General features: G+C 71.6%; 14 protein-coding genes and 1 pseudogene. 8 read left to right on the plus strand and 7 right to left on the minus strand.

What is annotated here, in order from left to right; all coding sequences use genetic code 11:
• Window positions 1-1,197: 1,197 nt before the first annotated feature.
• Window positions 1,198-2,046, plus strand: coding sequence for a S1 family peptidase (locus ACZ5DC_RS14725; RefSeq protein ID WP_468652673.1), 849 nt, complete (start codon window positions 1,198-1,200; stop codon window positions 2,044-2,046).
• Window positions 2,047-2,053: 7 nt separating this feature from the next.
• Here ACZ5DC_RS14725 and ACZ5DC_RS14730 read toward each other — a convergent pair whose 3' ends face one another.
• Window positions 2,054-3,664: an N-acyl-D-amino-acid deacylase family protein gene (locus ACZ5DC_RS14730; protein WP_468652675.1), complete on the minus strand. Its 1,611-nt coding sequence runs from the start codon at window positions 3,662-3,664 to the stop codon at window positions 2,054-2,056.
• Between the two features lie 9 nt (window positions 3,665-3,673).
• Window positions 3,674-4,945, minus strand: a complete 1,272-nt coding sequence (locus ACZ5DC_RS14735; protein WP_468652677.1) for an amino acid deaminase — start codon at window positions 4,943-4,945, stop codon at window positions 3,674-3,676.
• Between the two features lie 204 nt (window positions 4,946-5,149).
• Between ACZ5DC_RS14735 and ACZ5DC_RS14740 the strand changes: the two genes are divergently transcribed.
• From ACZ5DC_RS14740 to ACZ5DC_RS14760, 5 genes are all read left to right on the plus strand, one after another.
• Window positions 5,150-6,232: a sugar kinase gene (locus ACZ5DC_RS14740; RefSeq protein ID WP_468652814.1), complete on the plus strand. Its 1,083-nt coding sequence runs from the start codon at window positions 5,150-5,152 to the stop codon at window positions 6,230-6,232.
• Entirely contained in the window at window positions 6,229-6,993 is a 765-nt protein-coding gene (locus ACZ5DC_RS14745; RefSeq protein WP_171153278.1) for an IclR family transcriptional regulator, read from the plus strand. The genes ACZ5DC_RS14740 and ACZ5DC_RS14745 overlap by 4 nt, the downstream gene beginning before the upstream one ends.
• A complete protein-coding gene (locus tag ACZ5DC_RS14750) occupies window positions 6,990-7,400 on the plus strand; it encodes a RidA family protein (protein WP_030652279.1) in 411 nt (136 codons plus the stop codon). Before ACZ5DC_RS14745 ends, ACZ5DC_RS14750 begins: the two co-directional genes overlap by 4 nt.
• A 124-nt stretch (window positions 7,401-7,524) precedes the next feature.
• The gene (locus ACZ5DC_RS14755) at window positions 7,525-9,003 is read left to right on the plus strand and encodes a GntP family permease (RefSeq protein WP_468652679.1); all 1,479 of its coding nucleotides are present in this window, start codon (window positions 7,525-7,527) and stop codon (window positions 9,001-9,003) included.
• A 37-nt stretch (window positions 9,004-9,040) separates the two neighbouring features.
• The gene (locus ACZ5DC_RS14760) at window positions 9,041-9,697 is read left to right on the plus strand and encodes a hypothetical protein (RefSeq protein WP_468652681.1); all 657 of its coding nucleotides are present in this window, start codon (window positions 9,041-9,043) and stop codon (window positions 9,695-9,697) included.
• A 1-nt stretch (window position 9,698) separates the two neighbouring features.
• On the opposite strand, the gene ACZ5DC_RS14765 is transcribed toward ACZ5DC_RS14760, so the two are convergent.
• The 3 genes and pseudogenes from ACZ5DC_RS14765 to ACZ5DC_RS14775 all read right to left on the minus strand — a co-directional run.
• Window positions 9,699-11,045, minus strand: coding sequence for a M14 family metallopeptidase (locus ACZ5DC_RS14765; protein WP_468652683.1), 1,347 nt, complete (start codon window positions 11,043-11,045; stop codon window positions 9,699-9,701).
• Between the two features lie 188 nt (window positions 11,046-11,233).
• Window positions 11,234-11,431, minus strand: coding sequence for a DUF397 domain-containing protein (locus ACZ5DC_RS14770; protein ID WP_468652685.1), 198 nt, complete (start codon window positions 11,429-11,431; stop codon window positions 11,234-11,236).
• Window positions 11,432-11,437: 6 nt separating this feature from the next.
• Window positions 11,438-11,671: pseudogene (locus tag ACZ5DC_RS14775) on the minus strand (Scr1 family TA system antitoxin-like transcriptional regulator); the annotation flags it as partial.
• On the opposite strand from ACZ5DC_RS14775, the gene ACZ5DC_RS14780 reads away from it, so the two are divergent.
• Window positions 11,625-11,885: an ATP-binding protein gene (locus ACZ5DC_RS14780; protein WP_468652687.1), complete on the plus strand. Its 261-nt coding sequence runs from the start codon at window positions 11,625-11,627 to the stop codon at window positions 11,883-11,885. The pseudogene ACZ5DC_RS14775 and the gene ACZ5DC_RS14780 overlap by 47 nt on opposite strands.
• Window positions 11,886-11,909: 24 nt before the next feature.
• The gene (locus tag ACZ5DC_RS14785; RefSeq protein ID WP_468652689.1) at window positions 11,910-12,794 is read left to right on the plus strand and encodes an RpnC/YadD family protein; all 885 of its coding nucleotides are present in this window, start codon (window positions 11,910-11,912) and stop codon (window positions 12,792-12,794) included.
• A 75-nt stretch (window positions 12,795-12,869) separates the two neighbouring features.
• On the opposite strand, the gene ACZ5DC_RS14790 is transcribed toward ACZ5DC_RS14785, so the two are convergent.
• On the minus strand, window positions 12,870-13,493 hold the full coding sequence (locus ACZ5DC_RS14790; RefSeq protein WP_468652691.1) for a hypothetical protein: 624 nt from the start codon (window positions 13,491-13,493) through the stop codon (window positions 12,870-12,872).
• 133 nt (window positions 13,494-13,626) lie between these two features.
• The gene (locus ACZ5DC_RS14795) at window positions 13,627-15,345 is read right to left on the minus strand and encodes a chitinase (protein WP_468652693.1); all 1,719 of its coding nucleotides are present in this window, start codon (window positions 15,343-15,345) and stop codon (window positions 13,627-13,629) included.
• Window positions 15,346-15,484 lie beyond the last annotated feature (139 nt).

Raw genomic sequence — 15,484 nt, forward strand, 5'->3', positions numbered from 1 at the left:
GGCGTGCCCCCGGCAACACGAACCTCCGGCGCTGAAGCCCGACGTACCGAGCTACCGGGCGTGTCGCCGTTCGGCGCCTCCGGAGGGGTAACGGCACGGCGAACCACGCGCGCTGGGGGCCGGGTTGCCGAGCGTGGCGCCCCGGCGGCCCCGCCGCTGGCGCCAGCCCCGCGTCGGCCACCACGCGCCTTCGGTGCCGGGCGCCTCCGGAGGGGGCACGGCACGGCGAACCACGCGCGTTGGGGGCCGGGTTGCCGAGCGTGGCGCCCCGGCGGCCCCGCCGCTGGCGCCAGCCCGCGTCGGCCACCACGCGCCTACGGCACCACGCGCCTACGGCACCGGGCGCCTCCGGAGGGGTAACGGCATGGCGAACCACCGGCGTTGAGAGCCGGGTTGGCGAGCGTGGCGCCACGGCGCTCCCGTCGCCACCGCTCGCCCCGCAGCGGTCACCGCGCGCCTTCGGTACGGGCGTGTCGCCGTTCGGTGCCTCCGGAGGGGCCACGGCACGGCGAACCACGCGCGCTGGGGGCCGGGCTGGCGAGCGTCGCGCCACAGCGGCCCCGCCGCTGGCGCCAGCCCCGCGTCGGCCACCGCCGCGTCCTCGGCGCCAGGCGTGTCGCCGTTCGGTATCCCCGGCAGGGTCACGGCATCCCGACCACCGGCGCTGAGGGCCGGGCTGGCGAGCATCGCACCCGGGCGGCCCCGCCGCTGCCGCCCGCCCGCGTCGGCCACCGCCGCGTCCTCGGCGCCAGGCGTGTCATCGTTCGGCGCCTCCGGAGGGGGCACGGCACGGCTAACCACCGCCGCTGCCGCCCGCCCGCGTCGGCCGCCACGCGCCTTCGGTACCGGGCGTGCCGTTCCGCGCGTCCGGAGAGGTCGCGGCATCGCGAACCGCCCGTGCTCAGGGCGGGGTTGGCGAGCGTCGCGCCCCGGCGGCCCCGGCGGTGGCGCCCGCCCCGCGTCCGCCATCGCCGTGCCCTCGGCGCCAGGCGTGTCGGAGTCCGGTGCCCCCGGCAGAGGGCACGCTCAGCCGTCGCGTGCCGTGCCCCCGCGGCCCCCTGCCGTCCGCACAGGGAAACCCCTATGACCTGACACCGTGTCTTGTCCCCGCCCCTCCTCGACGTTGAGAATGCGCATGACAACCAAGTGGGCGGCCGGAGTACTCCGGTCGCCCAAGTCGTAAGAGGGGACCCCCACATGAAGAAGCCTCTCGTCGCCGCGCTCTCCTCGCTGGCCCTGGCAGGACTGGGCGCGACCCCGGCGATGGCCGCCCCGCACTCCGCCGCCCCGCACCCCGCCAAGGCCGCCGCGGTCACCGTCGACTTCGCCGGCACCGTCTCGCTCAGCAACTGCTCCGGCTCCGTCATCCGCTTCCCGGGCTCCGCCGACACCGACCCGGCCCTGGTGCTGACGAACGGTCACTGCCTGGAGACCGGCTTCCCGGCCCCCGGCGAGGTCATCACCGGCCAGTCCTCCAGCCGTACCTTCGGCCTGCTGAACTCCGCCGGCACCAAGGTCGCCACCCTCCGCGCCAACCAGGTCGTCTACTCGACCATGACGGACACGGACGTCACGATCTACCGCACCACCACCACGTACGCGGCGATCAAGAGCTCCTACGGCATCAGCCCGCTCACCGTGCAGGACACGCACCCGGTCGCCGGCACCGCCATCAAGGTGGTCTCCGGCTACTGGAAGCGCATCTACAGCTGCAACATCGACGGGTTCGTGTACCGGCTGAAGGAGGGCGACTGGACCTGGAAGGACTCGGTCCGCTACACCTCCGCCTGCAACACCATCGGCGGCACCTCCGGCTCCCCGGTCGTCGACACCGCCACCGGCAAGGTCGTCGCCGTCAACAACACGGGCAACGAGGACGGCCAGCGGTGCACGGAGAACAACCCGTGCGAGGTCGACGCGAACGGCGCCGTCACCGTCCGCCAGGGCATCAACTACGCCGAGGAGACCTACACCATCCCGGCCTGCTTCACCACCGGCAACAAGCTCAACCTGGCCGCCGCCGGCTGCACCCTGCCCAAGCCGTAGGCGCGGTTCACAGCGGCGTACGGCGGACGGACCGTCCCGCCAGGACGTCCGTCCGCCGGCCGTCCTCGATGACGAACCGGCCGTCGACCAGCACGTACGGGATGCCGGCAGGCAACCCGCGGGGCTCGGCGAAGGTGGCGCCGGACGCGACCGTCCCCGGGTCGAACAGCACCAGGTCGGCCCGGTAGCCCTCGCGCACCAGCCCGCGGTCCGGCAGCCGCAGCCGTGCCGCGGGCCGGGAGGTGAGGTGGGCGACGCACTCCTCCAGCGTCAGCACCCCCAGCTCCCGCACGTAGTGGCCGAGGTAGTGCGGGAAGGTGCCGTACGCCCGTGGGTGCGGCTTGCTGCCCCGCAGGATGCCGTCGGAGCCACCGGTGTGCGCGCGGTGCCGCATGATCGCGCGGACGTTCTCCTCGTGGCCGACGTGCTGGAGGATGGTCGTCCCGAGCCGGTCACCGACCAGCAGCCGGCGCGCCGTGGCCCACGGCGTCTCGCCGCGCAGCCGCGCCGCCTGCCGGACCGTACGGCCCACGACGTCGGCCAGGCCCGGATCGGTCACCCCGGAGATCTCGACCGTCTCCCACTCCACCGGCACGCCGTGGCAGCCGTCCGAGCCGGTGACCTCCAGGTCGTGCCGGATCCGCTCGGCCGTCGCCGGGTCGGTGAGCCGGGCCAGGATCTCCTCCGGGCCGCCCTCGCTCGCCCAGCTCGGCAGCAGCGCGGCCAGCGTGGTGCAGCCGGGGGTGTAGGGATAGGTGTCCAGGGTGATGTCCGCGCCCGCGTCCAGGGCCCGGTCGAGCAGGGCGAGCAGGTCCGGGGCCCGGCCCTTGTTCACGCCGAAGTTCATCGTCGCGTGCGCGAGGTGCAGCGGGCAGCCCGCCTCCCGGGCCAGGCCGACCATCTCGGCGTACGCCTCCAGGGCGCCGGCGCCGTAGGAGCGGTGGTGCGGGCAGTAGTAGCCGCCGTAGGACGCCACCACGCGGCACAGCTCGGTCAGTTCGGCGTTCCCGGCGTACATCCCGGGCGTGTACGTCAGCCCCGAGGACAGCCCGACCGCACCCTGTTCCAGCCCCTCGGCCACCAACCGCCGCATCCGGTCCAGCTCTTCGCCGGTCGCCTCGCGGTCCTCCCAGCCGACGACGAGCGCCCGGACCGTGCCCTGCGGGATCAGGTAGGCCGCGTTCACGGCGATGCCCCGGTCCAGCCGGTCCAGGTACTCGCCGACGCTCCGCCAGTCGAAGTCGAGATCCTCGCCGTACCCGTTCCAGCCGGTGATCGCCCGGCGCACCTCCTCCAGCGTGCGGTCGTCCACCGGGGCGTACGACAGCCCGTCCTGGCCCAGCACCTCCAGCGTGACGCCCTGCGCCGCCTTCGCGCTGTGATCGGGGTCGCGCAGCAGGGCCAGGTCGGAGTGGGCGTGCATGTCGATGAAGCCGGGGGAGAGGACCAGGCCCTCCGCGTCGATCTCCCGCATGGCGCCCGGGCGCTGGCAGCCCGCCGCCGCGGCCTCCTTCACGATCGAGACGATCCGGCCGGCGTCGATCACGACATCGGCGCGGTACGCGTCCGCCCCGCTGCCGTCGACGACGTCGGCGTCCCGGATGACCAGGTCCTCCACGCGGGCCTCCTAGAAGAACGTACGGATGTAGTCGACGACCGTGCCGTCCGCCTCGGCCACCGGGATCAGCTGCCACTTGTCGAAGGACGTGCACGGGTGGGACAGGCCGAAGCCGATCCAGTCACCGACCGCCAGGTCCGCCTCCGGGTCCGTGCGCAGCCAGGCGTGCTGGTCGGAGAGCCCGGTCACGGTGATGCCGGTGGCCGGGCGCTCCTCGCCGTTGCGGCGTACCACCTGGGCGGCGGGCAGGTCCAGGTCGTAGGCCGCGTCGCGCTTGCCCGCGTCGGCGAAGGCCTGCTCGGGCGTCGGCCGGGAGACGACCTGCGCCCACAGCCGGAAGGCGGGCTCCAGGGCGCCCTCCTCGGGCACCCGGCCGAACGGGGTGAGCCTGCGGTAGTGCCCGTCGTCGTGCGAGACGTACGCGCCCGAGCGCAGCAACTTCAGCACGGGCCGGGACAGATCGGGAATCCCGGCGAACACGTCGGCGACGGCGTCGAACCAGGCGCTGCCGCCCGCGCTCACCACGATCTCCCCGGCCTCGTCGAACCGCCCGTCCTTGTCGAGGCCGGCGGCCAGCGCCACCAGCCGCAGCAGATACGCCCGCACGCGCTCCGGATCGGCCCCCGGCACCTCGCCCTCGTACCCCGCCACACCGACCAGGCGCAGGGTCGGTACGGCGGCCACGGCCGCGGCGACGGCCGCGCACTCCGCCTCCGTGCGCACGCCCGTCCGGGCCCCCTCGCCCGCGCCCAGCTCGATCACGACGTCCACCGGACGGGCCGTGCCGGCGAGGGCCGTGTCCATCAGCTCCACCCCGCGCACCGAGTCGACGTAACAGACGAACCGGAACTCCGGGTCGGCGGCCAGCTCGCCGGCGATCCAGCGCAGGGCGGCCGCGCCCACCAGCTCGTTGGCGAGGAAGACCCGCTGGACGCCGAACGCGCGGGCCACCCGCACCTGGTGCGGCACCGCGAGCGTGATCCCCCAGGCGCCGTGCTCGATCTGCCGGTGGAAGAGCTGCGGGGCCATGGAGGTCTTGCCGTGCGGGGCGAAGGCGAGACCGTGCCGGGCGGTGTACGCCTCCATCAGCGCGAGGTTGTGCTCCAGGCGCTCGGCGGACAGCGCGAGGACGGGGGTGGTGAAGCCGTCGCCGTCCCGGAAGAGGTTGCGGCGCTGGGCGGCCAGCTCGGCGACGGTCAGGCCGTCGGCGTCCGGGGGCAGGCCCTTGAAGCGGTGGTCGACGCGTTCCTCGGCCAGGCGGGTGAGCGCTTCGATGCCCATGGAGCCCCTCTCGTGCGTTGCAAATACTGCAACGACCATTGCGTCTTGTGCTTACAGGTGTCTAGCATCTCGCCGAACACCGGGTCAACGGATCCGCCGGCCGGGCGATCGACAGGAGTCATCATCAACGACGCTGCTTACGCCTCGGCCGTTGCGCACCCGCGGACCGTCCTGGACGTGGACGTGGTGGCGCTCGGTGAGTCCATGGTCACCTTCCTGCCCAGCCGCCCCGGCCGCCTCGCCGACGTCCCCTCCTTCGACCGGGGCATCGGCGGCGCCGAGTCCAACGTCGCCTGCGCCCTGGCCGCGTTCGGGCACACGGCACGCTGGGTCAGCCGCGTCGGCGCGGACGGCTTCGGCGACCACCTGCTGGAGCGGATCGCCGGGTACGGCGTCGACGTCACCGCCGTGCACCGCGACCCCGGCCGGCCCACGGGCGTCTACTTCCGCACCGCCGGGGACCGGGGAACGGGCGCGCACGAGGTGGCGTACTACCGGGCCGGCTCGGCGGCGTCGGCGATGTCCGTGACCAACGTGGACCTCACGGCGGCCCGCGCGGCCCGCGTCCTGCACCTGACCGGCATCACGGCCGCGCTGTCGCGGGAGTGCCGGGAGCTGCTGCACGAGCTGACGGCCCCCGTCCCGGGGCGCCCGCTGGTGTCCTTCGACGTGAACCACCGGCCGGGGCTGTGGCGGGACCGCGAGGACACCCGGCTCCTGCTGGACCTGGCCCGGCGCGCGGACATCGTGTTCGTCGGCGCGGACGAGGCGGAACAGGCATGGGGCGTCACGGGCGGCCCCGAGGCGGTCCGCGGGCTGCTGCCCGAGCCGGCGGCGCTGGTCGTGAAGCAGGGGGCACGGGGTGCGACGGCGTTCGCGCGGCCGCTCCCCGCGGACGGCCGTGCCGCGCCGGCGGCGGGCGTCCCGGGCGACGGCGGCGCCCCGTCGGCGCACGGCCACGCGGCCGGCCCCCGGCCCGGTGTCACCCCGCCCGTCTTCGTACCCGCCCTCCGCACGGCCGTCGTGGCGACCACCGGCGCCGGAGACGCCTTCGCCGCCGGTTTCCTCTCGGCGACCCTGCGGGGGCTGACCGTCAGGGACCGGCTCCGGTACGGCCACCTCTTCGCCGCCGCCGCCCTCACCACCCCCGGTGACCTGGCCGCACCCCCCGCCCGCGGCCACGCCGACCGCCTCGCCGCCCTGGACGACGACGCATGGGGGAGACTTCGACTCGGCCCCGGCTGGACGCAGGCCGAGCAGGCCGAACAGGAGGCGAACACCCCATGAGTCAGACCGTCGACCGCGCCCTGAGCATCCTGCCGCTGCTCGCCGAGGGCCCCGCCGACCTCGGCCAGGTCGCCGACCGCCTCGGCGTGCACAAGTCCACGGCCCTGCGCCTCCTGCGCACCCTGCACGAACACGGCCTGGTCTACCGCCAGTCCGACCAGCGCTACCGCCTCGGGGCCCGCCTCTTCGCCCTCGCGCAGGAGGCGATGGAGAACCTCGACATCCGCGAGATCGCCCACCCCCACCTCGTACGGCTGAACGAACAGTGCGGCCACACCGTGCACCTCGCCGTCTACGAGGAGAACGAGGTGCTGTACATCGACAAGGTCGACAGCCGCTACCCGGTCCGCATGTACTCGCGGATCGGCAAGCCCGTCGCCATCACCGTCGCCGCCGTGGCCAAGCTGCTCCTCGCCGACCTGCCCGAAGCCGAGCGCCGCGCCCTCGCCGAGCGGCTCGACTACCCCCTGTACACGGCCCGTTCGACGCCCCACGCCGAGGCCTTCCTGAAGGAGCTGGCCACGGTGCGCGAACAGGGCTGGGCCACCGACCTCGGTGGCCACGAGGAGTCCATCAACTGCGTCGCCGCCCCCATCCGCGGCGCCGACGGCCGGGTGGTCGCCGCCATGTCGGTGTCCGCGCCGAACGTGGTCGTCACCGCCGAGGAACTCCTCACCCTGCTCCCGCTGGTGCGCCGTACGGCGGACGCGATCAGCGGCGAGTACTCCGGACGCACCCCAGTGAAGGACCGCACCGCATGACCGACAAGATCGCCCTCACCCCGAAGACCCACACCACCCCGCCCGCGAAGTTCTCGCACGGCGTGCGCAAGGGCAACATCCTCCAGGTCGCCGGCCAGGTCGGCTTCCTGCCCGCCGAGGAGGGCAAGCCCCCGACACCCGCCGGCCCCTCGCTGCGCGAGCAGACCCTCCAGACCCTCGCCAACGTCAAGGCGATCCTGGAGGAGGGCGGCGCCGGCTGGGACGACGTGATGATGATCCGCGTCTACCTCACCGACGTGGACCACTTCGCCGAGATGAACGAGATCTACAACGCCTACTTCGAGGAGCAGGGCCTCACCCAGCCGCCCGCCGCCCGCACGACGGTCTACGTCGGTCTGCCGGCCGGCCTCCTCATCGAGATCGACGCCCTCGCCGTCCTCGGCTGACGTCCCCTCACCCCCGCACCCCTCGCACTTCCCGCACGTCCGGTACGGCACGGCACCCCACGGGGCGCCGTGCCGCGCTCCTCCCTGCCCGAAAGCAGTATGCATTTACGTAGAGGACCCCCGTATGTCCCATCCGCTCGCCGCCCCCGCTCCCGCCGCACCACCCCACACCGGAGGTCTGCTCCTCCTCGTCGACGGCACGGCCGGACTGCTCACGGTCGCCGCCGTGGGCATCGCCCTGCTCCTCTTCCTGATCATCAAGGTCAGGCTCCAGCCGTTCGTCGCCCTGCTCGCCGTCTCCATAGCCGTCGGCCTGCTGGCCGGCCTGTCGGTCACCGAACTCTTCGGCACGGTCCAGCGCTCGGACGCGGTGTCCACCATCGAGTCCGGCATGGGCGGCATCCTCGGCCACGTCGCGATCATCATCGGCCTCGGCACCATGCTCGGCGCCGTCCTGGAGGTCAGCGGCGGCGCGGAGGTGCTGGCCTCGCGCCTGCTCGCCCTGTTCGGCGAGCGCCGGGCCCCCCTCGCGATGGGCCTGACCGGCCTCATCTTCGGCATCCCGGTCTTCTTCGACGTCGGCATCTTCGTCCTCGCGCCGATCGTCTACGCCGCCGCCAAGCGAAGCGGCAGGTCCATCCTCCTGTACTGCCTGCCCCTGCTGGCCGGCCTGTCGATGACCCACGCCTTCCTGCCCCCGCACCCCGGCCCGGTGGCCGCCGCCGGACTGCTCCACGTCGACCTCGGCTGGGTCATCCTCATGGGCGTCGTCTGCGGCATCCCCGCCGTGCTGGCCGCCTGGGCGTACGCCGCGTGGATCGGCCACCGCCTCTTCGTCGCCGTACCGCAGGACATGGTGGAGGCGGCGGCGGAGGCCAGGCAGGCCGTCCTCCAGGAGCAGCGCGCCTCGGGTGCCCAGCCGCGCGAGGAGCCGGTGCCGCTGGGCACGGTCCTCGCCATCATCGGTACGCCGCTGATCCTGATCCTCGCCGCCACCTTCTCCTCGATCGCCCTCGACCCCTCCACCGGCCGCTCGGTCGTCGAGTTCTTCGGTCACCCCTTCGTCGCCCTGACGATCGCCCTCCTCCTCGCCTACTACCTGCTCGGCATCCGCCGCGGCTGGTCCCGCAAGTCCCTGGAGACGGTCTCCACGGCGTCCCTGAAGCCGATCGGCAACATCCTGCTGGTCGTCGGCGCGGGCGGCGTCTTCGGCGCCGTACTGAAGGCGAGCGGGGTGGCGCAGGCGCTGTCGGACACGTTCCACGACGTCGGCCTGCCCGTGATCGTCCTGTCCTACCTGATCTCGCTCGTGCTGCGGGTCGCCCAGGGCTCGGCGACGGTCGCGATCGTCACGACGGCGGGCATCGTGGCGCCCCTGCTGTCCGAGGGCCACCACTCGCAGGCCTTCGTCGCCCTCGTCATCATGGCCATCTCGGCGGGCTCCATCTTCGCCTCGCACGTCAACGACGGCGGATTCTGGATGGTGGCCAAGTACTTCGGCATCAGCGAACGGGACACGCTGCGCACCTGGACGGTCCTGGAATCGGTGCTGTCTCTCGCGGGGTTCGTGGTGGCGGCGGTGGTCAGCGTGTTCGTGAGCTGACTGGTTCCGGCACAGGGAAGTCGTCCATACTGCCGCCGTGGAGCAGCGCATAGGATCGAGCAGCGAGCCGACCGAGGCAGCGGAGCCGTCGAAGGCGGAACTTCCGAAGGCGGAGCTTTCGAAGTCCGGGCCGTCGAAGGCCAGACCCGTGAAGGCGGAGCCCGTGCTGGGCGCCGGTTTCGACCCGGCCTTCGTCCCGGGGATCACGGGTCCGGCGCCGGCGGACGGGGTGACGAAGTCGCCGGAGCCGGCGTCCGGGGCCGCACCGGTGGAGGACTCGGCACAGCCGGTGTCCTCCGACCCGGTCTCCCCCGAACAGGCGTCCCCTGAACGGGTGGACGCCGGTGGGACGGACGCCGGGACCGTCGCCGACGCGGACACGGACGCGGACACGGAAGCGGAGGACGAGGCCGACGGCCCGGTCTTCGAGGCGTCCGACCGCCGGGCGCGGATAGTGGCCGACCGCAGGGGCGTCCGCCTCAGCCTGGACGAGGAGGCCTGCGAGTTCCGCTGGGACGAGATCGCGGCGGTGGAGACGGAGTCGCCCCGCTTCGGCAAGCGCTTCACGATCACCGTGCACACCCCTGACCGCCGCTGGTACCCGATCGAGATCGAGGCGGCGGCCAGGGCGCGCTTCAAGGAGTGGGACGAGCAGCTGGACGCGGTGCTCGACGCCTACTTCGAGGAGGCGTGACCTAACCGCAGTACTGGGCGGCCTTGCCGATCGACCGGTACATGCAGTCGGCGTTCTCCAGCAGCTGCAACACGGCGTCCCTGTTCCGGGAGGTCTCCCGCTCGATGACCTCGTCGGGCGGGTAGAACCCGCCTCCGGAACTGGACGTCGGGTACATCTCGAAGGTGTAGTCGAAGATCTTGTGCACGCCCCAGAGGTAGTCGTCGATGGACCCGTCGGTGATGTACAGGTCGCTGGACTGCTCCGCCGTGTACCCGTTGCTGGCGGCCATCTTCTGCCCCACGGCCTTGAACGCGGCGGCGTCGTCCGCGGTCATGCCGGTGGCGGTGTCGTTGTACGTCCACCCGAACGGCCACAGCACCAGCTCGCTGTAGGTGTGGAAGTCGATGCCGGCCTTGATCTGCTGCTTGCCGCCGACGACCCGGCCGCGCACGAAGTCGGAGACGACCTTCACCTCGGGGGCGGACTCGGCGGCGGACCCGCGGTAGGTCTCGGAGGACGCCGACCCCGACGACCCGCCGCAGCAGCCCCACTTGTAGTTCCAGTTCCGGTTCAGGTCCGTGCCGACGTACGAGGAACCGGAGTTGGGCTGCCGGTTCTTCCGCCATGACCGGTACGACCCGCTGGCGATGTCGTACTCGCCCCCGTCCGGATTCAGGTCGGGGATGATCCAGATCTCCCGGCTGTTGACGATGTTCGTGATCCGGGAGTCGGACCCGTACCCCGCGCCGAGTTCGCGCAGCAGGTACAGCGCCATCTCCACGGTCAGGTGCTCCCGCGCGTGCTGGTGGGCGGTGAACAGGACTTCCGGCTCGTCCTCGTCGGTGCCGACGTTGTCGCTGACCTTGATGGCGACGATGTCCCGCCCCTGGTACGACTTGCCGATCACCCGCTTGCTCATGATGCCCGGGTAGGCGGCCAGCCGCTGGTCGATCTCAGCGTTCATCTCGGCGTAGTTGTGGTACTTCGCGTCGGCGGTGGGGAAGTCGTAGAGCCGCGCCCCGGACCGCTGCGGCACGTTCCCCAACGGCTGTACGTCGTACCCCAGTTCCCGCAGCCTGCGGATCTGCGCGGGCCGCCCGGAGACGACGACGCTCTCCTCGTCGGCCTCGTCGACGGTGACGCCGGCCGCCTGGATGGCCGTGCGGGTCACGGGCGTCGTGCGCTGCTGGATCTCGTACTGCCGGATGTCGTCACCGGTGGGCTCGACCTTCCGGACACCGTCGGCGCGGGCGGCCTGTCCGACGGTGGCCGAGACGGGAGCGGCGAGCGCGAGGGCCAGCAGCGCGCCGAGAGCGGCGGTACGTCTGCTGCCACGCGCGCCGGAGCCGCGGATGCGAAGTCGCATGAACTCTCCTTGGGGGGTGGAGGTGGGGTGTTCCCGTGCGACGTGCGGACGAACCGACGGGGGCCTTCGGTCGGGCTCCCTGTGGGTTCGCTGTGCGGGTTGGCGCTCATGGTGGAGGGTTGGCATGATCAGGTCAAGTACGGGCGGACGGAACGACCGGAAACGGCGGGGCGGTGCGGACGCGCCTCTCAGCCCCCGTACGGGCGGGCCTTCAGCGCTTCGACGAAGGCGACGAAGGCGCGGGCCGGGAGGGTGAGGGTGGCTCGGGTGGGGGCCTTGGAGTCGCGGATGGATATGTGGGTGTCCAGGTGGGCGACTTCGACGCAGTCGTTGCCCTCACCTCCACCGGAGAAGGACGACTTCTTCCACGAGGTGGGGGTGGTCACCGGTCCTCACAGCTCCTTCGTCAACTGGTGGATCAGGTCACGCGACCGCTCGGGGGACAGCGCCTGCTCCCTCACCCTATGGAACAGCCTTCGAAAGTGCTCCAGCTGTGCTTCCGAGTCGATGAACGCCGTGCCGTGCGGAGCGTCTCGCACGACGGTGTCCAGCCGGGGAACGGCTCCGCCCAGGTGCACCATGGCACTCCCGGCGCCGGCGAAGTCGTCCAGGAACGGGACGGTGCGGCGCTCCCCGCAGGGCCTGGTGTGGATCGGGGCGTGGGACACGGACCCGGCGCCGCCGGAGCCGCCGGTGCCGTTGGAGCAGGCGCTGCACTCGGAGGAGGGGCGGGGGCTGGGCCTGGTGACGTCCTGCGCCCAGGACTGGGGGTGGCAGCCGTCGGCGCGGTTCGGGGACCGGGGGAAGTACGTGCGAACTCGCGGCGGCCTGACTCGTTGATCACGTCGTACGAAAGGAGAGCTGATGGTCGGCTCGTCGCATGAGGCGCTGCACCGGATCTTCCAGAAGGATCCGGCGTTGCTGACGCGGGCGTTACAGCGGGTGCTGGACGTGCCGTTCCCGGAGCCGCGGGAGATCGCGGCGCTGAACGTGGACCTGACGGAGATCGAACCGGTCGAGCGCCGGGTGGACACGTTGCTGCGGGCGGAGACGGACCAGGGCACGTATCTGCTGGTGGTGGAGGCGCAGGGGAAGGCGGACGAGCGCAAGCGGGGCAGCTGGCCGTACTACCTGTCGTACCTGTACGAGAAGTACCGGTGCGAGCCGGTGCTGATCGTGATCACGCAGAGCAGCGCTACGGCGAAATGGGCCTCGCGTCCGATCCGGTTCGGGTTCCGGGGGTGGGACTCGCTGACGGTACGGCCGCTGGTGCTGGGGCCGGACAACGTGCCGGTGATCGCGGATGAGCGGCAGGCGGAGCGGGACGTCCCCCTTGCGGTGCTCTCGGCGATGACACACGGGCGTGGGCCGCGGGCGGCGGCCATACTGGAATCCCTGGCAGCCGCCCTGCGGACCATCGACCCCGACAGTGCCGCGGTCTTCGTGCAGTTCGTCGACTCATGCCTGGCCGACCCCCAGGCGAAGCAGATGTGGAGGGATCTGATGACGGCGATCCAGTACTTCTGGCGACACCCCCTGGCCGAACAGGTGCGCGAGGAGGGAATGGAGCAGGGGCGCATCCAGGACCGCCAGGAGATGACCCTCCGCATCCTGGAATGGCGCGGCATCCCCGTGCCCGACACTGTCCGCGAACGGGTGAACGCCTGCACGGATCTCGACCAGCTGGAGACCTGGGCCCAGCGAGCCGTGCACGCGGCGGACGCCACGGAGCTGTTCACCGGGGAGTGAGCAGGTAACCCTTGGGTCGCTCGCTTCTGGGCCAGTGTCGGGCTAGAAGCGAGCGAGGTTTCGGCCCACCTTTGATTATGCTGTCCCCGCGATCATGTGGCGCTGGGCTTCGAGATGGCGGCGCAGGTTGATGACCGTGCTGTTGGGGGAAGTCTCCGCCTTTTCCGGTATTTCTTCCGCGTCGACGGAATATGCCTCGGCGAGTCGTTGTGTGTGATCGACCACAAGATCGGCCAGTGCTTCCCACAGCTCAGTCGAGAAGTCGACGGCGACGCCAGTGTTGTCGGCGTGCGCTGACACGGCGTCCAAGCCGGAAATGAGTTCTCCGATAACGTTCGCGTCAAGGCTTCCTTTGCTAGCTGCGTCCAGATAGCTGCGCAGGGAGGCGTTGAGGTTGGTCACGCACTCGGGGACTTCCCGCTTGTCGGTCTGTTTCCGGTTTTTCGCGAGGGTGTACACGGTTGCTCCCACGGCCAGCGCGCCCACAGCAGTGGCTGCCACGGCAACAGGAGATCTCAGTAGTGCTGCGGCACGCTTCAGCGCCGCCTGGCCGCCCTCGGTGCCGGGTGTTTCCTTCAGCAGCGCGACGATTTTGCCACTAGCGGCGTCACGAACCACGCCACCGATCCGGATGAGCGTACCGCTGGCTATACCCGCCGCAATCTTTGCCGGCACTTCAAGTCGAGGCTGAACAATCACTGCGTTTCTCCGCCGCTGGTTCCCGATGCTCCCGTCGGCCTGATTGTATGGACGCTTTGCCGTCGCCGTCGGGCCTCGCGCAAGACGGCGCCCGGACCGAAAGGCCCGGGCGCCGGGTGGGGGCGGGGTCAGGTCACGGGAGGGCGTGGACGTGGGGGCCGACCGTGTTCGACCATGCGTTGCCCGCCGTCGCGTCCCAGTTCGTGGACCAGGTCATCGCGCCCCGGAGTGCGGGGTACGTCTTGGACGGCTTGAAGGTGCCGCAGTTCGTGGCCGCCGTGAGGCAGTCCAGGGCGTTGTCGACCACCGCCGGGGAGACGTAGCCGCTGCCCGCCGCGCGGGTGGAGGCGGGGACGCCGAGGCCGACCTGGGACGGGGAGAGGCCACCCTCCAGCTGGATGCAGGCGAGCGCCGTCAGGAAGTCGACCGTGCCCTGGCTGTAGACCTTGCCGTCGCAGCCCAGCATGGAACCGCTGTTGTAGTACTGCGTGTTGACGACCGTCAGGATGTCCTTGATGTTCAGGGCCGTCTGGAAGTACGCGTTCGACGTGGACTGCATGTCGATCGTCTGGGGGGCCATCGTGATGATCAGCGAGGAGCCCGCCTTCGACGACAGGGCGCGCAGCGCCTGCGTCATGTAGGTCGCGTTGAGGCCGTTCTCCAGGTCGATGTCGACGCCGTCGAAGCCGTACGTCTGCATCAGGGAGTAGACCGAGTTGGCGAAGTTGGACGCCGAGGCCGCGTCGTTGACCGACACCGAGCCCTTCTCGCCGCCGACCGAGACGATGACCTTCTTGCCGGCGGCCTGCTTGGCCTTGATGTCGGCCTTGAACTGGTCGACGGTGTAGCCGTTCAGGCCGGCCGAGTCCAGGGTGAAGGAGACGGCTCCCGGGGTCGACGTGGCGTCGGCGAAGGCCACCGCGATGATGTCGTAGGACGACGGGACGTCCGAGAGCTTCTGGACCGTGGCGCCGTTGTTGAAGTTCTGCCAGTAGCCGGTCACCGCGTGCTTGGGCAGGGAGCCGCCGCCCCCGCCGCCCGTGCCGGAGGCCGTCGTGCCCGTCACCGTGGCCGACTTGGCCGACTCGCCGGCCGCGTTGGTCGCCGTGACCTGGAAGGAGTACGACGTGGCCGCCGTGAGCCCGGTCACCGTCGCCGACGTGCCGGTCACGGCCGTGACCTTCGTGCCGTTGCGGTACACGTTGTAGCCGGTCGCGCCCGACACCGCCGACCAGGACAGGGAGACCGAGGAGGACGTCGTGCCGGTCACGGAGAGGCCGGCCGGGGCCGCCGGGACCGTCGGGGCCGGGTCGCCGCCTCCGCCGCCGTCGGGGCCGTAGACCGAGATGTCGTCGGCGTAGTAGGCCGCCTGGCCGTACCAGCCGTGGGTGTAGACCGTGACCGAGGTCGTCGAGGCTCCGGTGGTGAAGGTCGTCGACAGCTGCTTCCAGGACGCCGAGTCGGGGGTCCACGTCGAGACGTCCGTCGTGCCGGTGCCCGTCACGCCCAGGTAGGAGTAGCCGCCCTGGACCCACGCGCTCAGCGTGTACGTCGAGTTGGGCTTGACCGTGACCGACTGGGTGCACTGGGCGTTGTCCTGGCCGGCCGGGGTGGCCTTCAGGGCCGCGGTGCCGCCGTGCACCGGGGACGTGACCGTCGTGCCGCTGCCGGCCGTGCACGTCCAGTTGGCCAGGCCCGACTCGAAGCCCGCGTTCTTCACGTTGTTGACGTCCGCGGCGGACGCGGGGCCGGCCGTGGCGAGGCCCGCGACCGAGAGGGCCAGGGCGGTGGCGGCGGACCATGCCGCGAGCCGGCGTCCGCGTGGTCTGGGTATGCCTGGAGCGCGGTCCACTGGAGCCTCCGTGGGGAGTGGGCGGGGAAGGGAGGAGAGGGGGCGGTGGCCACCGCTTGCGCCCTTAAGTTGGTCCAGACCAATCCGGGTGTCAAGAGGTCCAGACCAAAACCGTCTCCGAACGGTGGCTCAACCTGTC

Source organism: Streptomyces sp. NPDC031445 (assembly GCF_055581365.1).

Coding starts and splice junctions, on each gene's coding strand:
- ACZ5DC_RS14780 (WP_468652687.1), top strand. CDS start 11,625: ATGGCACTCCCGGCGCCGGCGAAGTCGTCCAGGAACGGGACGGTGCGG.
- ACZ5DC_RS14740 (WP_468652814.1), top strand. CDS start 5,150: ATGGTCACCTTCCTGCCCAGCCGCCCCGGCCGCCTCGCCGACGTCCCC.
- ACZ5DC_RS14725 (WP_468652673.1), top strand. CDS start 1,198: ATGAAGAAGCCTCTCGTCGCCGCGCTCTCCTCGCTGGCCCTGGCAGGA.
- ACZ5DC_RS14735 (WP_468652677.1), bottom strand. CDS start 4,945: ATGGGCATCGAAGCGCTCACCCGCCTGGCCGAGGAACGCGTCGACCAC.
- ACZ5DC_RS14765 (WP_468652683.1), bottom strand. CDS start 11,045: ATGCGACTTCGCATCCGCGGCTCCGGCGCGCGTGGCAGCAGACGTACC.
- ACZ5DC_RS14750 (WP_030652279.1), top strand. CDS start 6,990: ATGACCGACAAGATCGCCCTCACCCCGAAGACCCACACCACCCCGCCC.
- ACZ5DC_RS14745 (WP_171153278.1), top strand. CDS start 6,229: ATGAGTCAGACCGTCGACCGCGCCCTGAGCATCCTGCCGCTGCTCGCC.
- ACZ5DC_RS14785 (WP_468652689.1), top strand. CDS start 11,910: ATGGTCGGCTCGTCGCATGAGGCGCTGCACCGGATCTTCCAGAAGGAT.
- ACZ5DC_RS14755 (WP_468652679.1), top strand. CDS start 7,525: ATGTCCCATCCGCTCGCCGCCCCCGCTCCCGCCGCACCACCCCACACC.